This is a genomic window from Streptomyces sp. NPDC047853, assembly GCF_043204535.1.
Taxonomy (GTDB): Bacteria; Actinomycetota; Actinomycetes; order Streptomycetales; family Streptomycetaceae; genus Streptomyces.
Map to the genome: position 1 here is coordinate 302997 of NZ_JBIDCI010000006.1, position 26561 is coordinate 329557.

Genomic DNA, 26561 nt, shown 5'->3' on the forward strand with positions numbered 1-26561 from the left:
AGTGCCCCGCTTCAGCGTCATCCTCCCCTGTTTCAAGGTGCAGGGCTTCCTGCGCGAGTGCCTGGACTCGGTCCTGGACCAGTCCTACCGGGACATCGAGGTCGTCGCCGTCGACGACTGCTCGCCGGACGGCAGCGGCGCCATCCTCGACGAGTACGCGGCCCGCGACGACCGGGTGCGGGTGCTGCACCTGGCGGAGAACGTGGGCCTCGGCCGGGCCCGCAACGCCGGGCTGCCGCACGCCACCGGCGACTACCTCTTCTTCCTCGACAGCGACGACTCCCTCACCCCGGGCGCCCTGCGCGCGATGGCCGACCGGCTCGCGGAGACCGACGACCCCGACGTCCTCGTCTTCGACTACGCGCGCACCTACTGGTGGGGCGGCACCCGGCGCAACGCCCTGGCCCGGGTCCTGGCGGAGGCCGGCGACGGCACGTTCACCGCCGCCGGGCACCCGGAGATCCTCGACCTGCTGATGGTGGTGTGGAACAAGGTCTACCGGCGCGACTTCGTGGAGCGGGAGGGCTTCACCTTCCCGCCGGGCTACTACGAGGACACGCCCTGGACCTTCCCGGTCATGTTCAGCGCCGGGCGGATCGCCGCGCTGGACCGGATCTGCCTGAACTACCGCCAGCGGCGCCAGGGCAACATCCTGTCCACCACCAGCCGCAAGCACTTCGACGTCCACGCGCAGTACGAGCGGGTGTTCGCCTTCCTCGACGCCCGTCCGGAGCTGGCCCGCTGGCGGCCGTTCCTGCACACCAAGATGGGCGAGCACTGCCTGGACATCCTGAGCAAACCGGACCGGCTGCCGCCGTCCGACCGGGGCGAGTTCTTCGGCCGCACCGCCGAGATGTTCCGCGCGTACCGGCCGGAGGGCGCGGAGGTCCCGGCCGAGCTGCGCGTCCTGGAGGGCGGGTACACCGCGTACCGCCTGCGGCGGCGGTCCGGGCGGGCGGGACGGGAGCTGGAGCGGCGGGCGCGGCAGGTGCGCGGGGCGGTCGCCGGGCGTGCGGGGCGGGTCAGGACCGCGGTGCACACGCGTCGCCCGCTGGTCGGGGACCTCGTCGTGTACTCGGCGTTCTCCCACCGGGGCGTGCTGGGGGACCCGGCGGCGGTCCACCGCAAGGCCCGCGAGATCGCCCCGCACCTGCGCGGGGTGTGGGTGGTGCGCGACGAGGAGGACGTGCCGCTGCTGCCGCCGGACACGGAGCACGTGGTCCTCGGCAGCGCGGCCTACCGCCGGGTGACCGAGCGGGCGGCGTTCTTCGTCAACAACGTCAACTGGCCCGGTGCGGTGCCCAAGCGCCCCGGCAGCGTCCACATCCACACCCACCAGGGCACGCCGCTGAAGTACATGGGCGTCGATCTGCTGGGCCGGCCGGGCGCCCGGCACGGCCTGGACGTGCCGCAGATGCTGCGCCGGGCCGACCGCTGGGACCACAGCCTGGTCGCGGGCCGGTACGCGGAGCGGGTGTGGGAGCGGGCGTACCCGTGCCACTTCACGTCCGCGCGCACCGGCAGCCCGCGCAACGACGTGCTGGTGAACGCGGGCCCCGAGGACGGCCGACGGGTCCGTGAGCGGCTCGGCGTCCCGGACGGGCACACCGTCGTGCTGTACGCGCCGACCCGCCGCGAGTACCGGCGGGGCGGGCACGTCGACCGGATCGACCTGGCCCGTCTCGCCGCCGATCTCGGGGAGGGGCACACCCTGGTGGTGCGGCTGCACCCGTCGCTGGCCACCGGACCGGCGCGCGGTCTGGGCCTGTCGGAGCTGCACCGGCGGGGCGTCCTGGTCGACGCCACGGACGAGCCGCACGTGGAGGACCTGATGCTCGCCTCCGACCTGCTGATCACCGACTACTCCGCCCTGATGTTCGACTACGTCCTCCTGGACCGGCCGGTCGTCATCCACGCCGACGACTGGGCGGCCTACACGGCGAGCCGCGGCGCCTACTTCGACATCACCGCCGAGGCGCCGGGCCACGTCTCGCGTTCGTACCGGGAGCTGGCGTGGCTGCTGGACTCCGGGGCGTGGGGGGACGAGGAGGCGGCGCGCCTCAGGTCCGCCTTCCGGGCCCGGTACTGCGAGTACGAGGACGGCAGGGCCGCCGAGCGGGTCGTGCGGACGCTGCTGCTGGGCGAGCGGATGCCCGAGCCGCAGCCGCCGGCCGTCCCCGGGGCCCGGGCCGCCCGGGCCCGCCGCGACCTGCTGACCTCCTCGTGAGGCCGCGCGGCCGGGTGCTGGTGGTGGCGGCCCTGTTCGCCGTGCTCCAGCTCGCGAACATCACCGGCCGGGACACCCCCGACACGAAGAACTACCTGGCGTACGCCCTGAGCCTCACCGGGGAGAGCAAGCGCGGGGTGGCGGCGGCGACCATCGACTACGTGTGCGCGAGCCAGGCCTCCGCGGCCCGCCGCGACCAGAGCGTGCACGTGGTCCGCTTCCACCGCCCCGACCCCACCGAGCGGGTCGCGGCCGAGTGCCGGCAGCGCCAGTGGCGGCAGGTGGAACCGCGGCTGGCGGCCGGGCAGACCGGCGGGCACACCGTGCCGTACATGGAGGAACGCTTCATGCGGATCTTCGAGGCGCGGCCCGGCTATCCGGCGTTCCTGGTGCCGTTCGTCCTGGCCTTCGGGGTGACCTGGGGGCTGTGGGCCGCGGGGGTCGTGCTCGCCTGCGCGGGCGGGGTGCTGGTCTTCCTGATCCTGCGCACCCTGTCGGTCCCGGTACCGCTCGCGCTGACCGGACAGGCGCTCTACTACGTGCTGCCGAGCGGTACGACGGCCATGCGCCCGATGGCCGAGGGGCTGCTGATGGCGCTGACCCTTGCGGCGGTGTGGGGCTGTGCGCTGGTGCTGCGGGCCGGGCGCGGGCGGGCCGGGTTCCTGCTGGTCGCCGGGTCGCTGCTCGCGCTGTTCGCCGTCAAGCACTCCCAGGCGCTGTTCCTCGGGCTGTGCCTGGCGGCGGCGGGCGCGCTGCTGGCCCTGCGGCGGTACCGGCGGGGCCGGCCGCCCGGCCGGGACGTGCTCGCGATCGCGGTGACCGGCCTGTGCGGCGCGGTCCTGACCATGGTCCTGGCGCGGCTGCTGCACTACCCGACCGTGTCCGACAGCCTCCAGGACCTGCTCACCGGGCACTTCGCCCGGCCCGACCGGGAGGACCCGTGGCCGGAGTTCTGGCAGTTGCAGGGCAACTTCTGGGTGGAGTGGCTGCGCCGCCAGGCGTGGGAGCCGCTGTTCGCGGCGGCCCTGGGGGCGGGGGCGTGGGGTGCGCTGCGGCGCGGGGGCGCGGTCGGCGTCTTCCTGGTCGCGGCCGCGTTCACCGGGATCCTCACCCAGGCCGCGCATCCGGACATCGACATCTGGGGCGGGCGGCTGATCGTGCTGGCGTGGCTGCTGCCGGTGGTGGGGGTGCCGATGCTGCTGGAGCCGGTGGTGCGGGGCCGGGTGGCGCTGCCGGCGCAGGGGCACACCGACCGGGCCCGTGCGATCAACTGAGGATCACTCGATGAGGTGACTTGGGTTCATGTCGTTGACCCCGAAGGGAACATACGGCAAATGCCCCGAATGTCCCACCAGTCATCTCTTCCGTGAGCGCCGGCGTCCTCGTCCGGCGGCCCGTGCGCGGCGCGACGGCGCTGCGCGGCGGCCGCGCCTGGCGTCCCACCCCGTACCAGGTCGCCGGCTTCCTGTTCTTCCTGCTGATGTCGCTGGCGTACTGGGCGGTGCCGCTGTGCTGCGACGCCGGACAGCACGCGGCCGTCGTCGAGCGCCTGAAGGCCGATCTCCTCCACCCCCGCCATCCGATGGCCGACCTGCCCGGCGCGGGCAGCGCCTACTACTCGCCCTATGCGGTGGCGCAGGGCCTGTTCGCCCGGCTGACCGGTCTGGACGGCTGGGAGGTGGTGCGGCTGGCCGGACCGGTGAACCTGCTGGTCCTGCTGACCGGCCTGGGCCGCTTCGTCAGGGTGCTCTCCCCCCGGCCGTGGGCGCCGGTGCTGGCGCTGGGCGCGATGACACTGCTGTGGGGGACCGAGCGGGCCTGGTGGAGCGGCTACCTCGGGCTGATGTCGATGACCGGCAACCTGGGCTACCCGTCGGCCTTCGCGATCGGGCTCACCTTCTGGGCCTGGGCGCTCACCGGTGCCCGGGCACGGGACGCGCGCCGGGTGCGCTACCTGGGACCGAGCGGGCTGCGCGGCCTGCCCGGGTACGCGGGCCTGGGCGTCCTCTACGGTCTGATCCTCCTCGTCCACCCGATCACCTCGGTGGCGGCGGCGCTGGGCGCGGTGGCCCTGGTGGGCGGTTGGCAGCGCGGGTGGCGCGCGGCGGTCGTCGGACGGTGGGCCCTGACGGGCGCGGCGGCGGTGGCCTCGGCGGCGGCGTGGCCGTACTTCGACGTGTTCGCGCTGGCCGGGGACGACAGCGTGGACGGCATGCACCGGGTGCTGTACCTGGATCTGCCCGGCGAGTTCTGGCTGGCCCTGCTCGGGCTGCCGGCGCTGTGGCTGCGCGGGCGGCGCTCGGCGCGGGACCCGCTGGTGCTGATGTTCGCGCTGGACTGCGCGGTGGTGGCGTACGGCTGGTTCAGCGGCCACTACACCTACGGCCGCATCCTCGGGCTGACGCTGGTGCCGGCGCAGTTCGCCCTCGCGGTGGAGCTGGCGGCGCCCCGGCCGTGGGGGCGGTGGCGGCGGGCGCTGGGCGGGGCCGCGGCCGCCGGGGCCCTGCTGGGCTTCCTCGCGGTCCACGCCGGGGCGGTGGTGCCGCGCGCGCTGGACCCGGTCGGTTTCGAGCAGCCCCCGCGGTGGCCGACGTACGCGTGGGCGGCCCGGCACATCGGTCCCGGCGAGGTCGTGATCACCGACGGCTACTACGCCGGGCACGCCATCGCCGGGTACGGACCCAACCTCGCGGCGCCCGCCTGGCCGGACCCCTCGCTCGACGAACGGGAGCGCCGGCGGCGGGTGGCCGACGTCGAGGCGTACCTGGCGCCCGGCTCGACCCGCGCGGAGCGCGCCGCCGTGGTCCGCCGCCACCACGTCCGCTGGCTGCTGCTGACGCGCTGGCAGCCGGTGCCCGAGGAGGCGGTGGTGGTGGCGTGGAGCGAACGGACGGGCGAGGTGCTGGCGCGGGTCGGGTGAGGGCCTGCCCGGGGGGCGGGCCGGGGGGCCGGGGGGCTCTACTCGATGACGAGCTCGACCGGGATGTTGCCGCGGGTGGCGTTGGAGTAGGGGCAGACCTGGTGGGCCTGCTCGACCAGCTTGCGGCCGGTCTCCTCGTCCACGCCCTCGGGCAGCTCGACCCGGAGGGTGACGGCGAGCGCGAAGCCCTCGCCCTGCTTGCCGATGCCGACCTCGGCGGTCACCGCCGCCTCGCTGACGTCGACCTTCGCCTGCCGGCCGACGACGCCGAGGGCGCTGCCGAAGCAGGCGGCGTACCCGGCGGCGAACAGCTGCTCGGGGTTGGTGCCCTTGCCGTCGCCGCCCAGCTCGGCGGGGGCGCTGAGCGCGAGGTCGAGCTTGCCGTCGGAGCTGACGGCGCGGCCGTCGCGGCCGTGGGTGGCGGTGGCGGCGGCGGTGTAGAGCGCGTCCATGGGGAACCTTCCCTCTGAAGAGATCTGGCGAGAAGCGTGCCGGGCGGCCGGCCTCCCGGCGCCCTGACGACACCAACTGTGGCACACAATTAAGTTGTGCACAACTGAGTGACGCGCAATCTCGGTCCCGCTACCCTGGAGGCATGACCACGCCCGCAACGGACTGGCTCCGCCTCGACCAGCAGATCTGCTTCTCGCTCAACGCCGCCTCGCGCGCCTTCAACGGCGTCTACCGCGTGGTCCTCAAGGACCTCGGGCTCACCTACCCGCAGTACCTGGTGATGCTGGTGCTGTGGGAGGACGGGGAGCTGCCGGTGAAGAAGCTCGGCGAGCGGCTGCGGCTCGACTCCGGCACGCTGTCACCCCTGCTCAAGCGGCTGGAGGCGGCCGGACTGGTCCGGCGGGAGCGCAGCGCGCGCGACGAGCGGTCGGTGGAGGTCGGGCTGACCGCGCAGGGCGTGGCGCTGCGCGAGCGGGCCGGCGAGGTGCCGCGCCGGATCGCCGGGGCGACCGGCCTGGACCTCGCCGAGATCCAGGACCTGGGCGCCCGGCTGAACCGGCTCACGGCCGCTCTGGACGCGTACGGCGCCGGGTCGCCCCCGGCCTCGTCCTGACGGGTGCGGTGACCACCGGCTCCCGGGATGACGGATCATGGCTACCCAGGACCACTGACGAGGGGACGGCCGCAATGACCTGGCTGATCACCGGCGGCGCCGGCTACATCGGGGCGCACGTCGTACGGGCGATGACCGAGGCGGGCGAGCGGGCGGTCGTGTACGACGACCTGTCCACCGGCATCGCCGAGCGCGTGCCCGACGGCGTCCCCCTGGTGGTGGGCTCGGTCCTGGACGGCGAGCGGGTCGCGCGCGCCCTCACCGACCACTCCGTCACCGGGGTCGTGCACCTCGCGGCGAAGAAGCAGGTCGGCGAGTCGGTGGACCTGCCGCTGCACTACTACCGGGAGAACGTGGAGGGGCTGCGCGTCCTGCTGGAGGCGGTCACGGCGGCCGGTGTCGCGTCGTTCGTCTTCTCCTCCTCCGCGGCCGTGTACGGCATGCCCGACGTCGACCTGGTGACGGAGGAGACGCCGTGCCTGCCCCTCTCCCCGTACGGCGAGACCAAGCTGGCGGGTGAGTGGCTGGTCCGGGCGACCGGGCGGGCGGCGGGCCTGTCCACGGCCTCGCTGCGCTACTTCAACGTGGCGGGCGCGGCGAGCCCGGAACTCGCCGACACCGGTGTCTACAACCTCGTCCCGATGGTCTTCGAGAAGCTCACCGAGGGCGCCGCCCCGCGCGTCTTCGGCGACGACTACGCGACGCCGGACGGCACCTGCGTCCGCGACTACATCCACGTGGTCGACCTGGCCGAGGCCCACGTCGCGGCGGCCCGCGCCCTGGCCGCCTCCCCGGGCCGCCCCCTCACCCTCAACATCGGGCGGGGCGAGGGCGTCTCCGTCCGCGAGATGATCGACCGCATCAACGCCCTCACCGGCCACGACCAGCCCCCGACGGTCACCCCGCGCCGCCCCGGCGACCCGGCCCGGGTCGTCGCCTCGGCCGACCGCGCCGCGGTCGAGCTGGACTGGAAGGCCAAGCACGACGTCGAGGACATGATCACGTCGGCGTGGGCGGGCTGGGTGCGGCTGCATCCGGGGGCCGCGCGGGACTGATCTCGGTCCGGCCACCCCGACCGTGCGGCACCCGGGCCCACCCCGGGCGCCCTTCACGGCCCGGACGGACCTCCCCGGCCGGTCCCCCCGCACCCCGGCCCGGAGCGGGGCTTCATCCGGAGGCGACCGCGCTCACAGCGCCTTGAGGCCCTCCGCCGTGGCCCGCGCCAGCGCGCCCAGGTAGCCCTTGGGCAGCTTGGGGCTGCGGATGACCACCGAGCGCCAGTACAGCGGGCCCGAGATCAGGTCGAGGGCCAGGTCGGTGTCGAGGCCGGGGCCGACCTCGCCGCGCTCCCCGGCGGCGGCGAGGATCCTGCTGGCGACGCCGTCCTGCCCCTCCCGCAGGGCCTTCCGCAGCGCCTCGGCGATGTCGGGATTGCGGGCCGCCTCCGCCTGGAGGTCGGGGATGATCTGCGAGGCCACCGGGTGGCGCAGCGCCCGCGAGGTCACCTCGTACAGCAGCCGCAGGTCGCCCTCCAGCGACCCGGTGTCGGGCGCGGGCAGGCCCTGGACGGCGAGCGCGGAGACGATGTCGAGCACCAGGTGCAGCTTGGAGCGCCAGCGCCGGTACACCGCCGTCTTGCCGACCCCCGCGCGGCGCGCGATCCCCTCGATGGACATCCGCGCGTAGCCGACCGCCGCCAGCTCCTCGAAGACCGCCGCCCGGATCGCCTCCGTCACGTCCTCGCGCAGCACCGCCGCCCCGGCGGGGGCCCGGCGGCGGCCCGGGCGCGGCTGCGGCTCGTCGGCGTTGGTCGTCATGCGAGCCAAGCATAGGGGCGATGCGGGCGTCACGACGGAACGGTTGCGTTCCGACGCCGCCACGCCCTACGCTCACGTCACGACGATACGGTCCCGTCCCGACGTAAGTGAACGCACGAGGTCACTCGGGTGAACGCCGGGCGCCGCCCCCTCTCCCCCTCCGAGCGAAAGCAGCGGATGTGAGCCAGGCCCTCGACACACCGCCCCCGACACCGGCCCCCGCACCGGCGCCGGCCGCGCCCACCGGCGACCACGACCTCGCGGCCCTCGCCGCCCGCCACGGTCTGTCGGTCAGCGGCGCCCGCCCCTCACTGCCCCAGTACGTCCGCCAGTTGTGGGCGCGCCGGCACTTCATCACCGCCTTCGCCACCGCCAAACTCACCGCCCAGTACAGCCAGGCCAAGCTGGGCCAGCTCTGGCAGGTGATGACGCCCCTGCTCAACGCGGCGGTGTACTACTTCATCTTCGGCGTCCTGATGGACACCAGGCAGGGCGTGGAGGACTTCGTCCCGTTCCTGGTGACCGGCGTGTTCGTGTGGACGTTCACGCAGAGCTCGATCATGGCGGGCACCAAGGCCGTCTCCGGCAACCTCGGCCTGGTGCGCGCCCTGCACTTCCCGCGGGCGGCGCTGCCGGTCTCCTTCTGCCTCCAGCAGCTCCAGCAACTGCTGTTCTCGATGGCGGCCCTGGTCGTGATCCTGCTCGCCTTCGGCGTGCCGCCCGCCGCGTCCTGGGTGCTCGCGGTCCCCGCGCTGGTGCTGCAGTTCGTGTTCAACGCGGGCGTGGCGCTGGTCATGGCCCGGGTCGGTTCCAAGATCCCGGACATGGCGCAGCTGATGCCGTTCCTGCTGCGGACCTGGATGTACGGCTCGGGCGTGATGTTCAGCATCCATCACATGACCGGCCCGGACAGCGGCCTGCCCTCGTGGGTCGGGCCGCTCCTCCAGGTCAACCCGGCCGTCGTCTACATCGACCTGATGCGCTTCGCGCTGATCGACAGCTTCGGCGGCGGCATGCTGCCGGACCACGTGTGGGCGCTGGCCCTGGGCTGGGCCCTGGTCGCCGGGATCGGCGGCTTCATCTACTTCTGGAAGGCCGAGGAGACGTACGGTCGTGGCTGACAACACCGGCATCACCGAGCAGGCGGGCGAGCGCGTCCCCACCGTCATCGCCGACGGCGTCGACATCGTCTACCGGGTCAACGGCACCGGCGCGGGCCGCGGCTCCGCGACCGCCGCCCTCAACCGCATCCTGCGCCGCGGGAAGGCCGAGAAGGCCGCGGGCGTGCGCCGGGTGCACGCCGTGCGGAACGTGTCCTTCGTGGCGTACCGGGGCGAGGCCATCGGCCTGATCGGCACCAACGGCTCCGGCAAGTCGACGCTGCTCAAGGCGGTCGCCGGGCTGCTCCCGGTGGAGAACGGCCGCATCCACACCGACGGCCAGCCCTCGCTCCTCGGCGTCAACGCGGCCCTGATGAACGACCTCACCGGCGAGCGCAACGTCTACCTCGGCGGTCTGGCGATGGGCATGTCCCGGGCCCAGATCAGGGAGCGGTACCAGGAGATCGTCGACTTCTCCGGGATCAACGACAAGGGCGACTTCATCACCCTGCCGATGCGCACGTACTCCTCCGGCATGGCGGCCCGGCTGCGGTTCTCCATCGCCGCCGCCAAGGACCACGACGTCCTCCTCGTCGACGAGGCCCTGGCCACCGGCGACCGCGCCTTCCAGAAGCGCTCCGAGGAACGCATCCGGGAGCTGCGCAAGCACGCCGGCACGGTGTTCCTGGTCAGCCACAGCAACAAGTCCATCCGCGACACCTGCGACCGGGTGCTGTGGCTGGAGCGCGGCGAGCTGCGGATGGACGGCCCGACGGACGAGGTGCTGAAGGAGTACGAGAAGTTCACCGGCGGCCCGGACAGGGCGGCGAAGCCCAAGCCCGCACCCGAGGCGGCACCGAAGCCGGCACCGGGGGCGAAGACGGCCGCCTGAACGTCCCGGCGCCGGTCACCCTTCGCCCGTCAGGCGCACTCCCGACTCACCCTGTCGCCCGTTTGGTGCCACTATGACCCAATAGGCCGAGCAGCCAGGAGCAGGCTGGGAGCGACGAAGGCGAAGGAGTCCCCGCGATGCCCGAGACCCCCGAACTCAGCGTCGTCGTGTACGGTCCCAACGTCCAGGACCACCTGCCCGCGCTCCTCGGCCCCCTGGCCGCCCAGCCGCCCGACGGCGGCGTCGAGGTGATCGTCGCCGCCGTCGGGGACTGGGCCCGGGAGGCGGCCGAGGAGCACGCGCCCGCGTTCACCGTGCTTCCGCTGCCGGACGGGGCCGGTGACGCCGCGGCCCGCGCGGCGGGGGCGGCGCGGGCCTCCGGCCGGTGGCTGCACTTCGTCCACGCCAAGGACGGACTGCCCGCCGGCGCCCCGCGCACCATCGCCGACCACGCGGCGAGCCTCCCGGACACCGTGGACGTCCTGCTCTTCGACCATGTCCGCAGCACCTGGCGGACCACCGGCCTGCCCTCCCCCGACGGCCCCCGCCTCGCCCGGGCGGGCGGCGCCGCCCTGGCCCTCGACGACCGCGCGGCGCTGCTCGGGCTGGCCCCGCTGCTCGGCAACCGCGCCGTGCGCGCCGCCTTCTGGCGGGACCACGAACGGCTCCTCACCACCGACGACGAGCCGTTCGCCGCGCAGGCGGCCCTGCTGCTCGCCGACCGCGTCGCGTGCCTTTCCCACGCCGCCTACGAGGTCCGCGCGCTGCGCCGCGAGAGCCTGCCCCCCGTCCCGCCCGAGCGGCGGCACGCGCTGGTCGAGCGCTACGAGAGCCTCCTGGACCTGGCCGCCGACCGCCCGGCCGCCTACGCCGTCCTGTACGACCTGATGGTCGGCGACTGCCTGCGCACCTTCGCCCGCGCCGGCATGCCGGACGACGTCGCGCGGGAGTTCTTCCGGCGGGCCTCCCTGGCCGCCCGGCACCGCCGCCCCGACGGCCACCGGCGACCGCCCGGCCTCGAAGGCCTGCGCCGGTCGCTGCTGGAGGAGGACGCCTGCACGGAGTACCGCGCGCTCCAGGCCGCCAACCGCACGCGCCGCAGGGTGCGTTCCGCCGTCCGCACCGGCAGGCGCCGGGCCGGCACGCTGCTGCGCACGGCCCAGTACCGCCGGGCGCTGGCCGAGCCGGTCGATCCCCACCTCGCCGTCTTCTCCGCGTACTGGGCCCGCGGCGTGGCCTGCAACCCGGCCGCGATAGCCGCCGAGCTGGCCCGGCTCGCCCCCGGTGTCCACCCGGTGTGGGTGGTCACCGCGGCGGGCGCCGCCCTGCTGCCGCCCGGCACCGACCACGTCGTGCCCGGCACCCGCCGCTACTGGGAGGTGCTGGCGCGGGCCAAGTACCTGGTCAACAACGTCAACTTCCCGGACGCGGTCGTCAAACGCCCCGGCACCGTCCACCTCCAGACCCACCACGGCACCCCGCTCAAGCGCATGGGCCTGGACCAGCTGCCGTACCCGGCCGCCGCCCGGGGCCTGGACTTCCAGGCGCTGCTGGAGCGCGTCGACAAGTGGGACTTCAGCGTCTCCGCCAACAGCCACTCGACCCGCATGTGGCAGCGGGCGTACCCCTCCCGGCACGTCTCCCTCGACCACGGCTATCCGCGCAACGACGTCTACTACCGCGCCGGTGCCGCCGAGGTCCGGGCGGTCCGCGAGCGCCTCGGCATCGCGCCCGGCCGCCGGGCGGTGCTGTACGCGCCGACCCACCGCGACTACGAGGCCGGCTGGACGCCGCGCCTGGACCTCGCCGCGCTCGCCGACCAACTCGGCGAAGAAACGATCCTGCTGGTGCGGGCCCACTACTTCTACGAGACCGCCGCCTCCCCCTCCTCCCCGCTGGCCGGTCTGCGCCGCGCCGGCCGGATCATCGACGTCTCCTCCTACGACCCCGTCGAGGAGCTGTGCCTGGCGGCCGACGCGCTGGTGACGGACTACTCGTCGATCATGTTCGACTACGCCAACCTCGACCGCCCGATCGTGATCCACGCCGACGACTGGGAGACGTACCGCACCACCCGCGGCGTCTACTTCGACCTGACGGCCGAGGCCCCGGGCCCGGTCGCCCGCACCCAGCGGGAGCTGGCGGACATCCTCACCACGGACGCCTGGCACGACGAGCGCGCGACGAAGACGCGGACCGCCTTCCGGCGCCGGTTCTGCGAGTACGACGACGGCCGCGCCGCCGAGCGCGTCGTCCGCCGGGTCTTCCTCGGGGAGGACGAGCGGACGCTGCCGCCCGTACTGCCGATCGAGGAGCGCACCCCGGCCCCGAGCCCCGAGGAGGCGACCGCGTCATGACCACGGTCCAGAGCCCGGCCAGGAGCACGGCCGTGACCACGCCGGACGTCACCGTCACGGTCATCGTCCACAACGACGCCGAACGCCTGCCCCGCGCGGTCGCGTCCGTCCTGCGCCAGACCCACACCGACATCGAGGTCGTCATCAGCGACGACCACTCGACGGACGCGACCCCCGACGTGGCGCGACGGCTGGCGGCACGCGACCCCCGCGTCGTGTACCTCCGCCTGCCCGAGAACAGCGGCGGCTGCAGCGCGCCGCGCAACCGCGCCCTGGAGATCGCGCGGGCGCCGTACCTGATGTTCCTGGACAGCGACGACGAGCTGCCCGAGCGCGCCGTCGAGGTGCTGCTCGCCGCCCACCGGGAACGCGACCTCGACTTCGCGATGGGCGCGGTGCACCGGGTGCGCGTGGACAACGGGCGCCGTACGACGTGGATGCCGCACCTGGTCGCCGAGCGCCGCACGCTCGACGGCATCGAGGCCGACCCGCGGCTGCTCTTCGAGCACCTGGCCACCAGCAAGATGTACGCCCGGGCCTTCCTCGACCGGCACGGCCTGCGCTTCCCGGAGGGCATCCACTACGAGGACCAGCTCTTCTCCGCGCAGGCGTACTGCCTGGCCAGGGCGTTCACCGTCGTCCCGGACCCGGTCTACCGCTGGTACGTCGCCCCGTACGCCGCCTCCGAGGCCGCCTCCATCTCCAACCAGCGGCACAAGCTGAGCAACGTCCGGGACCGTGTGCACGTGCAGCGCCTGATCGACGCGTTCCTGGCCGGGAGCGGGCACGGGTCGCTGCGCGAGGACAAGGACTTCAAGTTCCTCAAGCACGACTTCCGGATGTACGCCGGTGACCTGCCGTACCGGGACGACGCGTGGCTGGCGTCCTTCGCGGACCTCATGGCCCCGTACCTCGACACCCTGGCCCCGGGCGCCTTCGCCCGCCTGCCCCGCGCCGAACGCGTCGTGCTCCAGCTGGTCCGCGACCGCCGCCTCGACGACGTCCGGGAGGCGGCCCGCGGCCTCGGCCACGACGTCGCCCCGCGCCGGACCATTACGGACCCGGCGGACGGCCGCACCTACTGGGGCGGGGAGGTCCCCCGCTCCGAACCGGCCCGCGGCGAACTGGACCTGACGGACCTGGACCTGGACACCCGTCCGTTCTTCACCGCCCTGTTCCGCCACGAGATCACCGAGATCGCGCGGGGGCCCGGAGCCTCGGTCGACCTGACGGTCCGCACCTACGATCCCGCCCTGCGCCTCCCGGTCGGCCCCCAGCGCGCCACCCTCCACCTCGCCCCCGGGCGCCGCCGGCTCACGGTCGCCTTCCGCCTCTCCCCCGTCCGCCCCGGTGTCTTCGAGGGCCGGGTGCGCCTGGACCTGGCGTCGGCGCGCCTGCCCGTGCAGGGCTTCGAGGGCGTCCGCCACCCCGTGCTCCGCCTCCGCGGCCAGGGCCGGACCCACACGGGCGTGCTCCTGGCTCCGCTGTCCTTCCCGCCCCTGACCGCCCGCGTCCCGTACCACGGGGGCACCACCCCCCACCGGGTCACCGCGGAACCGGAGGGTCACGACCCTGGCCGCCTGCAGATCCGCTGGCAGCCCGTGGGCAGCACGGCTGCCGTCGTCCGACCGGCCGTGCGCCGCCTGGCCACGCCCCGCGTGAAACGGGCGGCCCGCATGGCGGCCGCGGTCCTGCGCTGACCTCCCGCACCGCCGGCACGGCCGAGAGCGCCGGGGCGGGCGGGGTACTCGTCGCGCTCCCCGCGTGCCCGGCCGAACCGCCGTTCAGTCCGCCACCGCGTACAGCACCTGCCCGCCCGGCCCCCGGGCCACCACCCGCAGTCCCTCGGCCCCGCGGAGCCCCGCGCCCCGGTCCACCACCCAGCGCACGCCGTACTCCCGCACGATGTCGCGCCGCGTCCCCGCCGCCGTGTCCCGCGCGAAGTACGTCCGCACCGCCGCCGCCCGGGTGTCCTCGTCCCGCAGGAAGAAGTCGGGATAGCCGGGAGCCACCGTGTACGCCCCGTACGCCGGGATCTGCCGCGCCGGGAGCCGCCGCGCCATGACCACGTCCCCGTAGCCCACCCACGGCGTGATCCAGTGGTATCCCGGCCACGGTTCCGGGGCCTTCCCCGCCACCGCGCCCGGCAGGGTCTCCCGGTCGACCACGTACGCGAGCGTCCCCGCCTGCCCCCAGGCCCCCACCGCCAGCGCCGCGGCCAGCACCCACGCCCACCCGGCCCGCACCGCCCGCCGCCCCGGCTCCACCGCCTCGAGCGCCACCGCGACCTGCGCCGGGATCAGCGCGGCGGGCAGCACCCGTCCCCAGGACCAGTGCCCGCTCACCCCGCCCGCCGCGAACACGACCGCGCCCAGCAGGAAGAACAGCACCAGGGGGTCCCGCCGGTCGCGCCGCCACCGCATCCCCAGCGCCGCCACCCCCAGCAGAACCAGCCAGTACCGCCCGAACAGGTCCCGGTACAGCGACCGGTGCACCGCGTCCATCCCGTCACCGGCACCGAGCAGCGCGTAGAAGTCGTAGTACGGCCAGAGCCACAGCACCACCGCCCCCACCAGCAGCCCCACGCCCAGCCGCCCCCACACCCTCCACCCGGCCCGCGCCGCCCCCACGACGGCGAGGGCGCCCAGGGAGGCGACGATCCCGGAGAACTGGTGCACCAGCAGGACCACCGCCCACAGCACCCCGAGCCCGGCCAGGACCCCCCACCCCGCCGGCCGCTCCCCGCTCCCCCGCACGGCCCGGGCCAGCCAGGCCCAGAGGTGGAAGGCGAGGCCGAGCGCGAGGACGCTCGGGTACGACACCGTCAGGGCGAGGGAGGTGAGCCCGAGGAAGCCGCTCCAGCCGAACTGGGACGTCCCCCACAGCAGCACCAGGCACAGCAGCGCGAGCGGCGGTGCGGCCGGGCGGGCGCTCAGCGTGCGGACGTACCGCCACACCCCGGTCGCCAGCAGCCCCAGCGCCACCAGCGCCCCGAGCCGCAGCACGACGAAGACGGAGAACCCGGTCACCCGCGCCACGCAGCCCAGCAGCACCGTCCAGGGCGAGTAGTACGGGCTCGGGGTGTCCGCGTCGACCAGGGGATTGCCGGGGTCGAGCAGGCTGTGCCGCAGGCGTTGCAGGGTGGCCGCGTGCATGCCCAGGTCACCGGCCCAGGGCAGCCGGACGACCACCAGGAGCAGCAGCAGGAGGAGGGCGGCGACCGCGCCGGCGGTGGCGGCTCCTGGGGCGGCGACCGTGCGTGGCGGTACGGCACGCGTCGTCCCGGGGCGCTCCATCACGCCGTCACTTTATCCGTAATGTCCCGTTCTCGGCCGAGTGCGGGGACACCGTGCGCGCGGGACGTCCACGCGGAACGGGGCGGCGTCTGCCGACTCGGTGTCGGAGGACGCCGCCCCGGGGGCGGAACGCGTTGCGGGTGGGCCCGCGCCGGCATGCCGGCTACTTCGGGTCGCGGTTGAACGTCGTGGTCGACCAGAAGTAGCCGAGGACCGTGAGGCCCACGCACCAGGCGACGGCGAGCCAGCCGTTGTGGCCGATCTCCCCGCCGAGCAGCAGGCCCCGCAGGGTCTCGATGGCCGGCGTGAAGGGCTGGTACTCGGCGACCGGCTGGAACCAGCCGGGCATGGAGTCGACCGGGGTGAAGGCGCTGGACAGCAGCGGCAGCAGGATCAGCGGCATCGCGTTGTTGCTGGCCGCCTCGACGTTCGGGCTGACCAGGCCCATGCCGACCGCGATCCAGGTGAGCGCCGTGGCGAAGAGCACGAGCAGTCCGAAGGCCGCGAGCCACTCCAGGGCGGTGGCGTCCGTGGAGCGGAAGCCGATGGCCACGCCCACGATCCCCACGAGGACCACACTCAGGACCGACTGCAGCACGCTGCCGACCACATGTCCGACGAGCACCGAGGGGCGGTGGATCGCCATGGTGCGGAAGCGGGCGATGATGCCCTCGTTCATGTCGCCGGCCACGGAGACCGCGGTGCCGATCACGGTGCTGCCGATGGTCATCAGCAGCAGGCCCGGGACGACGTACGCGATGTACGCGGAGCGGTCCGGGCCGCCGCCGCCGATGCCCGCGCTCATCGTGTCTCCGAAGATGTACACGAAGAGCAGCAACAGCATGATCGGCGTGAGCAGCAGATTCAGGGTGAGGGACGGATAGCGCCGGGCGTGCAGGAGGTTGCGGCGCAGCATCGTGGACGAGTCGCGCACGGCGAGGGACATCCGGCTCGGTCGGGCGGGAGCGGTGGGGGTGCTCATCGTGCGGTCTCCTTGGGCTGGTCGGGGACGCCGGGCGGGCCGGGTCGTGCGGCGGTGTCCGTCAGGGCGAAGAACACGTCGTCCAGGTCGGGGGTGTGCACGGTCAGCTCGTCGGCCTCGACACCGGCCGCGTCGAGCCGGTCGAGGACGGCGCGCAGGGCGCGCTGGCTGCCGTCGTTGCGGAGTTGCAGGGCGAGCGCCTCGTCGTCGCGGGTGACCTCGCCGAGGGCGAGGGCGGCGCTCCGGTAGGCGGCGGGGTCGGTGAAGCGCAGCCGCACGTGACCGCCGGGGACGAGCCGCTTGAGCTCCTCGGCGGTGCCCTCGGCGACGATCCCGCCGTCGTGGAGCACGGCGATGCGGTCGGCGAGCTGGTCGGCCTCCTCCAGGTACTGGGTGGTGAGGAAGACCGTCACCCCGCCCGTGACCAGCTCGCGGATGATGCCCCACATGGTGTGGCGGCTGCGCGGGTCCAGGCCGGTGGTCGGCTCGTCGAGGAAGATGATCCGCGGGCCCCCGACCAGGGTCATCGCGATGTCCAGGCGGCGCTTCATGCCGCCGGAGTAGGTGGAGGCCGGCTTCTTCGCCGCCTCCGTCAGGTCGAACCGCTCCAGCAGCTCGGCGGCGACCCGGCGCCCCTCCGCCCTGGACAGGTGGTGCAGGTCGGCCATGAGGAGCATGTTCTCCTCACCGGTGATCAGGCCGTCCACCGCGGAGAACTGCCCGGTGACCCCGATCGCGGCCCGCACCGCCTGGGGATCGACGGCCAGGTCGTGGCCCCCGATGTGGATGCCGCCGGTGCCCGGGTCGGCGGAGACGAGGGTGGAGAGGATCTTCACGGCGGTGGTCTTGCCGGCGCCGTTCGGGCCGAGCAGGGAGAAGATCGTCCCTTCGGGGACGGCCAGGTCGATGCCGTCGAGCACGGTCTTGTCGCCGTACGACTTGCGCAGCCCGTTCGCCGCGATCGCCAGGTGGGTCATGGTGGGGACTCCTCAGAGGCTGCGGGCGGCGATGTCGCCGTACGCGGTGGTCGCGTGGATGGTCAGGTCGGCGGTGCCGTCGGTGTTGCGCAGCGCGTTGTCGATCCGGCCGTAGCCGGTGCCGGCGTCCAGGGCGGCGCAGACGCCGCGGGCGGCGACCACGGACACGTCACCGGACTCGGTGCGCAGCACGACCTCGCCCCCCATGGCCTCGGCGACGGTGATGTCGCCCTTCTGGGTGCTGATCCGCGCGGCACCGCGCAGCCGGCGGACCGAGACGTCGCCGTCGAGGAGGGTGACGCGGGCGCTCTCGGCCTCGTCGAGCTTGACCGAGCCCTGCGCCAGTTCGAAGGTCACGTCGCCGAACCGGCCGACGCCCCGGAACTCCCCGCCGGCCGCCTTCGCCTCGACCCGTGAGCCGGTGGGCAGCTGGACGGTCACCTCGACGGCGCCGCAGTCGCCGAGGAGCCGGTTCCTCTCCGGTGCGGCCTCGATCCGCAGGACGCCGTCGCGGTACTCGACGGTGATCCGCTCGGCCGCCTTCACGTCGCTGCCCTTGGCGGCGTTCGCCGGGAGGATCTCGACGGTGGTGTCGGCACGGTCCGCGGCGATGAACCGGATGTGTCCCGCGGGGATGTCGAGAACGGCGGAGACGGGGGCGGTGGTGTCGAACTTCGGCATGGTGTTCTCCTGGTCGCTCGCTGCTTTCTGACATCACGAACGCTACGTTGCGTTCACGGATCACTCAACACCCTTGTTGCATTCGACTTGCTTCCTTGCAGGTCAGTCGCCTTTAATCGTTGCAACCGGCCAATATCTAACGCAACATCACCTCCACCCTCGTTGCAATAGAACGAAACTGAACGCTATGCTGGGGGAGTTGAGGAAGAGGAAGGGAGGCCCCCGGTGCCGGGAGGCAGACTCACCCAGCAGGAACGGCGGCAGATCGCGCTGGGACTGGCCGACGGGCTCGCCTACGCGGAGATCGCCAGAGGCCTCGACCGCCCCACGTCGACGGTCACGCGCGAGGTGATGCGCAACGGCGGCCCGACCGCCTACCGCGCCGACCTCGCCCACCACGCCACCGAGCGGCGCGCCCACCGGCGCAGGCAGGCGGCTCCGCGCGGACCGAAGGACGCCCCGCAGGCCCCCGGGCGGGACGCCGAGGCGGTGCGGGAGTACGAGGAGACGTTCACCGTCCACTTCATGCAGTCGGGCCTGCCCAGGATGACGGCCCGCGTGCTGACCTGCCTGCTCACCACCGACGCCGGCAGCCTCACCGCCGCCGAACTGGTCCAGCGTCTGGAGATCAGCCCGGCCTCCGTCTCCAAGGCGGTCGCCTTCCTGGAGGCCCAGGGCCTCATAGGCCGGGAACGCGACGAGCGCCGCCGCGAGCACTACACCGTGGACAACGGCGTCTGGTACGACGCGATGATCGCCAGCGCCCGGAACAACACCCAGTTCGCCGAGATGGCACGCCGGGGTGTCGACCTGCTCGGCCCCGGCAGCCCCGCCGCCGCCCGGCTGGAGAACGTCGCCCGCTTCATGGAGTTCGTCGGCGAGAGCATCGCGCGCGCCGCGGAGCAGGCCCGGGAGGTCCTCTACTCCGAGCCGCCCCGGGACGCCGCCGACCCGGCGGGCACCGGTCGCGCCTAGCCGGGCGAGGCCGGTGCGGGCTCCCGGCGAGCCCCCTTGCGACGCGAAGGTGCCCCGGGCCGTGACGGCCCGGGGCACCTCGGACGGTCATACCGTTCGGACGGTCATACCGTCGGACAGCGTTCCGTTCAGACGGTCACGCCGTCAGGAGTGCGTGCGCAGCAGCGTCCGCATCGTCCGCATCGCGACCGACAGGTTGGACAGGTCGAAGGCGTCCGAGCCGTGGATCTCCTCCAGCGTGGTGCGGGCCCGGCCGAGGATCGCCGCGTTCTTCTGCTCCCACGCCTTGAACCGCTGCTCGGGCGTCGACGTGCCGTTGCCCACCGCCAGCACGTCCGCGGTCAGTGCCGCGTGCGCCGCGTACAGGTCCTCGCGGATCGCCGCGCGGGCCATGGACTGCCAGCGGTCGTTGCGCGGCAGGTCGCTGATCCGGTCCATGAGCTGGGTGACGCTCAGCCGGTCGGCGAGGTCGTAGTACACCTCGGCGACGTCCAGCGGCTCCTTGCCCATGCGGTCGGCCACCGACACGATGTCCAGCGTCGGGAAGGCCGAGGAGAACCCGGCCACCCGCGTCGCCGGCTCGTCCGGCACACCGGCGGCGGTCAGCTCGTCGTAGATGTGCTGGTACCACTCGGCGTCCGCGCCGCGCAGCAGCTTCGGCAGCTGCGACCAGACCTGCTCGACGCGCTCGGCGAAGAAGTCCACCGTCTCGGCCAGCTCCAGCGGCTGCGGCCGGTTGTTGAGCAGCCAGCGGGTGCCGCGCTCGACCAGCCGGCGCGAGTGCAGCCGGATGCGGGTCTGGACCCCGGCCTCGACCGTGTTGTCCAGAGCCTCCACCGCGTCCCACACCGGGGAGGAGCGGAAGATCGCCCGGGCCGCGGTCTGCGCCCGCACGATCTCCTCGAGCGACGCGCCGGTCTCCTCGCGCATCCGGTGCAGGTACGTCGTACCGCCCGTGTTGACCGTGTCGTTGACCAGCACGGTCGTCGTGATCTCCCGGCGCAGTGGGTGGCCGTCGATCCGGTCGAGGAACTGCTCGCGCAGCGCCTTGGGGAAGTAGGCGTGCAGCAGGCCCTTGAGGTACGGGTCGTCGGGCAGCGAGGTGTGCAGCAGCTCCTCGGCGACCGTGATCTTCGTGTACGCCAGCAGCACGGCCGTCTCCGGGCCGGACAGACCCTGCCCGGCGCTCAGCCGTTCGCGGATCTGGCGGTCGGTGGGCAGGAACTCCAGGGCCCGGTTGAGATGGCCCTCGCGGACCAGGTGGCGCATGAAGCGCTGCTGGGCGTGGAGCATGTCCTTGGACTGCGCCAGGGCGTTGGCGATCGCCGTGTTCTGCGCGTAATTGTTGCGCAGGACCAGGGCGCCGACCTCGTCGGTCATCTCGGCGAGCAGCTTGTTGCGCTGCTTGACGGTCATGTCGCCGTCCTTGACGAGACCGTTGAGCAGGATCTTGATGTTCACCTCGTGGTCGGAGGTGTCCACGCCCGCGCTGTTGTCGATGGCGTCGGTGTTGATCCGGCCGCCGTGCACCGCGAACTCGATCCGGCCCAGCTGGGTCAGGCCCAGGTTGCCGCCCTCGCCGACGACCTGGACCCGCAGGTCCCTGCCGTCGACGCGGATGGCGTCGTTGCCCTTGTCGCCGACGTCGCCGTTGGACTCGGTGGACGCCTTGACGTACGTGCCGATGCCGCCGTTCCACAGCAGGTCGACCGGCGCCGAGAGGATCGCCTTCATCAGGTCGGCCGGGGTCATCTTCGTGATCCCGGACTCGATGCCGAGGGCCTCGCGGACGTGCGCGTTGACCGGGATCGACTTGGCCGTGCGCGGGAAGATCCCGCCGCCCGCCGAGAGCAGCGCGGTGTCGTAGTCCTCCCACGAGGAGCGCGGCAGGTCGAACAGGCGGCGGCGCTCGGCGTACGAGGTCGCCGCGTCCGGCGTCGGGTCGAGGAAGATGTGGCGGTGGTCGAAGGCGGCGACCAGGCGGATGTGCTCGCTGAGCAGCATGCCGTTGCCGAAGACGTCACCGGACATGTCGCCGATGCCGACGACGGTGAAGTCCTGGGTCTGGGTGTCCACGCCCAGCTCCCGGAAGTGCCGCTTGACGGACTCCCAGGCGCCGCGGGCGGTGATGCCCATGCCCTTGTGGTCGTAGCCCGCCGAGCCGCCGGAGGCGAAGGCGTCACCGAGCCAGAAGTTGTAGGACTCGGCGACCTCGTTGGCGATGTCCGAGAACTTCGCGGTGCCCTTGTCGGCGGCGACGACGAGGTAGGTGTCGTCCTCGTCGTGCCGGACGACGTCGGCGGGCGGGACCACCTCGCCCGCGACCATGTTGTCCGTGATGTCCAGCAGCGCCGAGATGAAGGTCCGGTAGCTGGCGATGCCCTCGGCCATCCAGGCGTCGCGGTCGACGCTCGGGTCGGGCAGCTGCTTGGCGACGAAGCCGCCCTTGGCGCCGACCGGCACGATGACGGTGTTCTTCACCATCTGCGCCTTGACCAGGCCGAGGATCTCGGTGCGGAAGTCCTCCCGCCGGTCCGACCAGCGCAGACCACCGCGCGCGACCTTGCCGAAACGCAGGTGCACGCCCTCGACCCGCGGCGAGTACACCCAGATCTCGAACGCCGGACGCGGCGCGGGCAGGTCCGGGATGGCCTGCGGGTCGAACTTCATGGAGACGTACTCGTGCGGCTTGCCGCCCGCCGCCTCCTGGAAGAAGTTCGTCCGCAGCGTCGCCTTGATGACGGTGAGGAAGGAGCGCAGGATCCGGTCCTCGTCGAGGCTCGCCACCTGGTCGAGGGCCGCGTCGACCTCTTCGAGCAGGGCGTCGACGATCTCGCGCCCGGCACGCTGCCGCTCCGGCGCCATCCGCGCCTCGAACAGGGAGACGAGCAGCCGCGTGGTGTGGACGTTGTTGCGGAGGGTGTCCTCCATGTAGTCCTGGCTGAACGTCGAACCGGCCTGCCGCAGGTACTTGGCGTACGCGCGCAGCACCATCGCCTGCCGCCAGGTCAGTCCGGCGCTGAGCACGAGGGCGTTGAAGCCGTCGTTCTCCGCCTGGCCGGTCCAGGTCGCGGCGAAGGCGTCCTGGAAGCGCTCGCGCGCGTCGTCGCCGAGGTAGTCGGCGCCGCCGGCCACCGCCTTCGGCATCCGCAGGCCGAAGTCGTAGATCCAGGCCGTCGTGCGGTCCGAGCAGCGCAGCTCGTAGGGCCGCTCGTCGGTGACCTCGACGCCGAGCCGGCTGAGCACCGGCAGCACGGCGGACAGGGAGACCGAGCCGCCCTTCTGGAAGATCTTGAACCTGCGCTCCTGGGGCGCGGCGCCCACCGGCTCGTACAGGCTCAGCGCGAACGTCCGGCCCTCGTCGAGCCGCTCCAGGTGCCCGAGGTCGGCGACCGCGGAGCGCGGGCCGTGGTCCGCCTTGTAGCCCTCGGGGAAGGCGCTCCCGTAGTGGCGCAGCAGCTCGGCGGAGCGCTCCTCGCCCATTTCGGCATTGAGCGCCTCGGCGAACCCGTCGGCCCAGGAGCGGGCGGCCTCGACGAGGCGGGCCTCGATGCGCTCCTTGTCGGCGTCGGACAGCTCCGGCAGCTCGGTGCCCTGCGGGACGCGGACCACGAAGTGCAGCCGGGAGAGGATCGACTCGGTGTTCCAGGCGGTGAAGTCGACGCTGGTACCGCCGAGCTCCTCCTTGAGGATGTCGATGATCCGCAGCCGCACCCCGGTGGTGTAGCGGTCCCGGGGGAGGTAGACGAGGGCGGAGTAGTAGCGCCCGTACTCGTCCTGCCGCAGGTAGAGCCTCAGCCGGCGCCGCTCCTGGAGGTAGAGCACCGAGGTGACGATCGGCTCCAGCTCCTCGACGGGCATCTGGAACATCTCGTCGCGCGGGTAGGTCTCCAGGATCTGCAGCAGGTCCCGCCCGTCGTGGCTGTTGGGCGAGAAGCCGGCCCGCTCCAGCACCTCCTCCACCTTGCGCCGGACGACCGGCACCCGGCGGACGGACTCGGTGTAGGCGGCGGACGAGAACAGACCGAGGAAACGCCGCTCGCCGACGACGTTGCCCTGCTCGTCGAACTTCTTGACGCCGACGTAGTCCAGGTACGACGGCCGGTGCACGGTGGCCCGGCTGTTGGCCTTGGTCAGCACGAGCAGCCGGTGCTCGCGGGCCTTGGCCCGGGCGTCGGCCGGGAGCCGCTCGAAGGACGGGCTGACCGGGTGGCTCTCGTCGGTCGCGTGGTGCGGGTCGGAGCGCAGGATGCCGAGGCCGGTGCCGGCGACGGCGCCCAGGGAGTCGTCGCCGCGCAGCTGGTACTCGCGGTAGCCGAGGAAGGTGAAGTGGTCGTCGGCCAGCCAGCGCAGCAGCTCGCGGGCCTCCTCCAGCTCCCGCGGGGGGAGGTCGTCGGGCGTGGGCTCCGCGGGAAGGCCCTCCGCGAGGCGGACGGCCGCGTCCCGCATCTTGCCCCAGTCCTCGACGGTCTCGCGGACGTCGTTCAGGACGCGCAGCAGGTCGGCGGTGATCTGCTTCAGGTCGCCGCGGTCGGTCTCGCGGTCGATCTCGACGTGGATCCAGGACTCGACGTGGGCGTCGTGCGGCAGGTCGTCGGACGGGCCGCCGTCGAGCACCTCGACGAGCTTCCCGGCGACATCGCGGCGGACCACGATCAGCGGGTGCACGACGACGTGGATGCCGCGGCCCTGGCGGGTCAGCTCGTTGGTCACGGAGTCGACGAGGAAGGGCATGTCGTCCGTGACGACCTCGACCACGGAGTGGCTGCACGTCCAGCCGTTCTCCTCGACCGTCGGGGTGTGCACCCTGACGTTCGCCGTGCCCTGCGGGCGGTTCTCCGCCAGCCGGTAGTGCGAGACCGCGGCGCCGAAGACGTCGACCGGGTCCCGGTCGGTCAGGTCCTCCGGGGCGGTGTGCCGGTAGTAACGCCGGAGGAACGCGAACACGGATGCGTGGTCCGGGGCCGGGGTGCCCGGGGTGTCCGGGGTGCCCTCGTCCGTCGTCCCAGTCGGTAGGTGCCCCCCGACCGGGCTGTTCTCAGCTACCCGGGCAGCCCTTTCGAGCAACTCGGCCTTGGCTTCGTCCAGCTTGGTCTGCATTGTCCTCTGGCTCCTGTCGCGCGCCGTTGCGTGACGTAGAAGGAAGTACGGTCTCCTGCCTTCCGGCATGACGTCGGGACACGGGGTGTCCGGTCTGGTCCGACGCTATGCCGCAAGATGAGAGGAGCGGGGGCATATCAGCCAATGTCGCCGCGCCCGTCGGGTGTGACGTCGCTCTCGCGGTCACCGTCCCGGGGGTGCGCGGCGGCGTACCGGGGGCCTTCGATGCCCCGTCCCGCCCGCGAAGACCAGCGACCGCCGCCCGGACACGGATGTCGTCCGTGCGTACCGGGCGCAGGGCAGGGGCGCCGGTGCCCCCGCGAGCTATCGCGCTGATCACGCCACAAGGCTATCGCCCCTCGCGGGGCCCCCGTCACGAGCCGTATGTGTACAAAAGCGGGGGTGGAACTTTGACGTTCTGCACAGATACGGCCGCCCGACGGGGTCAACCGGGCCACACCCGCCTCTTGCGCCCGCCCTGCCCCTGGTCGCACGGTGCCGGGTCCGGCCGCCCCGACGCGGCACCACCGCCGCGGGTCCCACCGCCGGCGGCGGCCGGGGACCACCCGGCGCGCGGCACGTGCCGCGACCGGCCGACCGGCCGGTGCCTACGCCGCCAGCCGCTCCGCCTCCGCCACGGCTTCCCGCAGCGTGTCCACGACCGGCACCCCGAACCCCTCCAGACTGGCCCGGCTGTGCGACCCCCCGGTGTAGAGCACCGCCCGCGCCCCCACGTGCCCCGCGGCCACCGCGTCGTCGCCGGCGTCCCCGATCACGACCGTGCGCGCGGGCTCCACCCCGGCGAGCGCCAGCTCCGCGAGGTGCCGCACCATGTGCTCGGCCTTGCTGCCCCCGGACGGCCCGGTCCGGCCGTCGACGCGTATGAAGTGGGACTCGATGCCGAAGTCCTTCACCAGCGGGACCAGCTCGTCGTGGCCGTACATGCTGAGGATCGACTGGCTGCGCCCCGCCGAGCGCCAGCCCGCGAGCAGCTCCGCCGCGCCCTCGGTGAGCCCGCACCGCACGCGGTGCTCGATGTAGTGGCGGTGGAAGGCCGAGTCCATGACCTGCCACTCGGCCTCGGTGGGCAGCCGGCCCATCAGCCGCTCGTAGAACTTCGGCACCGGCACGCAGTACAGCGTCCGGTACTCCTCCAGCGTGATCGGTGTCAGCCCCAGCTCGGCGAAGGCCGCGTTGGTCGCCGCGATGATCGCGTCGTTGTCGTGGAACAGCGTCCCGTTCCAGTCCCAGACGATGTGCGCCCCTGTCTGCATCCCCATGCCCGAAAACGTACCCGCCGCCACTGACAATCAGCCGGCCACCCCGGCTGTACGCCCGAACCCGGGGCGAGGACCGGCAACGGACACCCCGGGGCCGGGCCCCATCCGCGCAACCGGGCCCGGGCGGAGGCGTCAGCCGCGCTCCGCCACCAGCGCCGGGATCTCCTGCGTGGCGAACCACAGCAGTTCGTGGTCCTCCGCGCCGTCCACGACGGACCGGGCGTCGTCATCCCCGCCGTCCGCCGCCGCGAGGGCGTCGGCCGCGGCGGTCACGTCCGCCTCCGCGTCGCCGGAGTCGACGTGCACGGAGGCCGCCTTGGCCAGCGGCAGCGGCCCCGCGACCCGCACCTCGCCCAGCTCCGCGGGATCGGGCCCCCGCCCCGCATCGGCCGAGACGCCGCCGTCGGGCACGTCGGCGGCGACCACGACCCGGCGGCGCGGCGCGCCGGCGTCGGCCGCCAGCAGCCGCAGCGAGGCCAGCGCGGCGCGGTTCAGGGCGGCGTACTCCAGCTCCTCGATGTCGTCCGTGAGGTACCACTCGCGCAGCGCCGGCGTGACGGCGTACGCGGGGAGCTGTCCGGTCTCCAGCCGTCCCGACCTGTGCGCCTCGGCGAGACCGGAGAGGGTCAGGGGGACGTAGACGCGCATGTGACGGCCGCTTTCGTGGTCGGGTCCGCCAGAGGCACCGAACGGCCTGGGGCGGGCGTGGAAGGGGCTTCAGGATACGTGCGGGTGTCCCCTTTCGGGTTCCCGCACGTGACGCCCCACACGTCCACTCCGGTCCCCGGAACTCACCCGGTGCACCCCCTCCGTTCCGGGCTCTCCCCCGGCTCCGATCACTCGGATAAGTGAACCTCCCGGCCCCCTCGCCCCGGCCGCCCCCCGCCTTGC

At 73.4% G+C, this 26561-nt stretch carries 19 protein-coding genes; 10 read left to right on the forward strand and 9 right to left on the reverse strand.

Going from position 1 to position 26561, the window contains the following annotated elements; translation table 11 throughout:
- The first annotated feature begins 1 nt into the window (after position 1).
- The 3 genes from ACGF5T_RS14895 to ACGF5T_RS14905 all read left to right on the forward strand — a co-directional run bounded on the left by ACGF5T_RS14895 (position 2) and on the right by ACGF5T_RS14905 (position 5147).
- Positions 2–2227, forward strand: coding sequence for a bifunctional glycosyltransferase family 2 protein/CDP-glycerol:glycerophosphate glycerophosphotransferase (locus tag ACGF5T_RS14895; RefSeq protein ID WP_356612124.1), 2226 nt, complete (start codon positions 2–4; stop codon positions 2225–2227).
- On the forward strand, positions 2224–3501 hold the full coding sequence (locus ACGF5T_RS14900) for a hypothetical protein (protein ID WP_356612122.1): 1278 nt from the start codon (positions 2224–2226) through the stop codon (positions 3499–3501). The genes ACGF5T_RS14895 and ACGF5T_RS14900 overlap by 4 nt, the downstream gene beginning before the upstream one ends.
- Positions 3502–3593: 92 nt before the next feature.
- Positions 3594–5147: a hypothetical protein gene (locus ACGF5T_RS14905; RefSeq protein ID WP_366768568.1), complete on the forward strand. Its 1554-nt coding sequence runs from the start codon at positions 3594–3596 to the stop codon at positions 5145–5147.
- A 38-nt stretch (positions 5148–5185) separates the two neighbouring features.
- Here ACGF5T_RS14905 and ACGF5T_RS14910 read toward each other — a convergent pair whose 3' ends face one another.
- Positions 5186–5599: an organic hydroperoxide resistance protein gene (locus ACGF5T_RS14910; protein WP_361011196.1), complete on the reverse strand. Its 414-nt coding sequence runs from the start codon at positions 5597–5599 to the stop codon at positions 5186–5188.
- A 143-nt stretch (positions 5600–5742) separates the two neighbouring features.
- Between ACGF5T_RS14910 and ACGF5T_RS14915 the strand changes: the two genes are divergently transcribed.
- Both ACGF5T_RS14915 and galE read left to right on the forward strand, forming a co-directional pair.
- Positions 5743–6213, forward strand: a complete 471-nt coding sequence (locus ACGF5T_RS14915) for a MarR family transcriptional regulator (RefSeq protein ID WP_356612116.1) — start codon at positions 5743–5745, stop codon at positions 6211–6213.
- A 74-nt stretch (positions 6214–6287) separates the two neighbouring features.
- Positions 6288–7268, forward strand: coding sequence for a UDP-glucose 4-epimerase GalE (galE, locus tag ACGF5T_RS14920; protein ID WP_356612114.1), 981 nt, complete (start codon positions 6288–6290; stop codon positions 7266–7268).
- A gap of 132 nt (positions 7269–7400) precedes the next feature.
- Here the strand turns inward: galE and ACGF5T_RS14925 are convergent, their stop codons facing one another.
- Positions 7401–8030, reverse strand: coding sequence for a TetR/AcrR family transcriptional regulator (locus ACGF5T_RS14925; protein WP_356612112.1), 630 nt, complete (start codon positions 8028–8030; stop codon positions 7401–7403).
- Between the two features lie 179 nt (positions 8031–8209).
- On the opposite strand from ACGF5T_RS14925, the gene ACGF5T_RS14930 reads away from it, so the two are divergent.
- The 4 genes from ACGF5T_RS14930 to ACGF5T_RS14945 all read left to right on the forward strand — a co-directional run bounded on the left by ACGF5T_RS14930 (position 8210) and on the right by ACGF5T_RS14945 (position 14079).
- Entirely contained in the window at positions 8210–9151 is a 942-nt protein-coding gene (locus tag ACGF5T_RS14930; protein ID WP_356612110.1) for an ABC transporter permease, read from the forward strand.
- Positions 9144–10022, forward strand: a complete 879-nt coding sequence (locus ACGF5T_RS14935) for an ABC transporter ATP-binding protein (RefSeq protein WP_356612108.1) — start codon at positions 9144–9146, stop codon at positions 10020–10022. The genes ACGF5T_RS14930 and ACGF5T_RS14935 overlap by 8 nt, the downstream gene beginning before the upstream one ends.
- Before the next feature lie 137 nt (positions 10023–10159).
- Positions 10160–12379, forward strand: a complete 2220-nt coding sequence (locus tag ACGF5T_RS14940) for a CDP-glycerol glycerophosphotransferase family protein (RefSeq protein ID WP_366768567.1) — start codon at positions 10160–10162, stop codon at positions 12377–12379.
- Positions 12376–14079 (forward strand): glycosyltransferase family 2 protein, encoded by a 1704-nt coding sequence (locus tag ACGF5T_RS14945; protein ID WP_366768566.1) that lies wholly within the window; start codon positions 12376–12378, stop codon positions 14077–14079. The genes ACGF5T_RS14940 and ACGF5T_RS14945 overlap by 4 nt, the downstream gene beginning before the upstream one ends.
- Before the next feature lie 84 nt (positions 14080–14163).
- Here ACGF5T_RS14945 and ACGF5T_RS14950 read toward each other — a convergent pair whose 3' ends face one another.
- From ACGF5T_RS14950 to ACGF5T_RS14965, 4 genes are all read right to left on the reverse strand, one after another.
- Positions 14164–15675, reverse strand: coding sequence for a hypothetical protein (locus tag ACGF5T_RS14950; protein ID WP_366768580.1), 1512 nt, complete (start codon positions 15673–15675; stop codon positions 14164–14166).
- Between the two features lie 163 nt (positions 15676–15838).
- The gene (locus ACGF5T_RS14955) at positions 15839–16657 is read right to left on the reverse strand and encodes an ABC transporter permease (RefSeq protein ID WP_356612102.1); all 819 of its coding nucleotides are present in this window, start codon (positions 16655–16657) and stop codon (positions 15839–15841) included.
- Positions 16654–17634: an ATP-binding cassette domain-containing protein gene (locus tag ACGF5T_RS14960; protein WP_392888016.1), complete on the reverse strand. Its 981-nt coding sequence runs from the start codon at positions 17632–17634 to the stop codon at positions 16654–16656. The genes ACGF5T_RS14955 and ACGF5T_RS14960 overlap by 4 nt, the downstream gene beginning before the upstream one ends.
- 12 nt (positions 17635–17646) lie before the next feature.
- Positions 17647–18315, reverse strand: a complete 669-nt coding sequence (locus ACGF5T_RS14965) for a DUF4097 family beta strand repeat-containing protein (protein WP_366768801.1) — start codon at positions 18313–18315, stop codon at positions 17647–17649.
- Positions 18316–18540: 225 nt separating this feature from the next.
- Here ACGF5T_RS14965 and ACGF5T_RS14970 point away from each other — a divergent pair, with 225 nt between their 5' ends.
- Entirely contained in the window at positions 18541–19290 is a 750-nt protein-coding gene (locus tag ACGF5T_RS14970; RefSeq protein WP_392888019.1) for a helix-turn-helix domain-containing protein, read from the forward strand.
- 144 nt (positions 19291–19434) lie between these two features.
- Here the strand turns inward: ACGF5T_RS14970 and ACGF5T_RS14975 are convergent, their stop codons facing one another.
- The 3 genes from ACGF5T_RS14975 to ACGF5T_RS14985 form a co-directional block, all read right to left on the reverse strand.
- Entirely contained in the window at positions 19435–24390 is a 4956-nt protein-coding gene (locus ACGF5T_RS14975) for an NAD-glutamate dehydrogenase (protein WP_356612094.1), read from the reverse strand.
- A 608-nt stretch (positions 24391–24998) separates the two neighbouring features.
- Complete coding sequence (locus ACGF5T_RS14980) at positions 24999–25670, reverse strand: HAD family hydrolase (protein ID WP_356612092.1); 672 nt, start codon at positions 25668–25670, stop codon at positions 24999–25001.
- A gap of 132 nt (positions 25671–25802) precedes the next feature.
- Positions 25803–26318, reverse strand: a complete 516-nt coding sequence (locus tag ACGF5T_RS14985) for a DUF6912 family protein (RefSeq protein WP_366768800.1) — start codon at positions 26316–26318, stop codon at positions 25803–25805.
- Between the last annotated feature and the right edge of the window lie 243 nt (positions 26319–26561).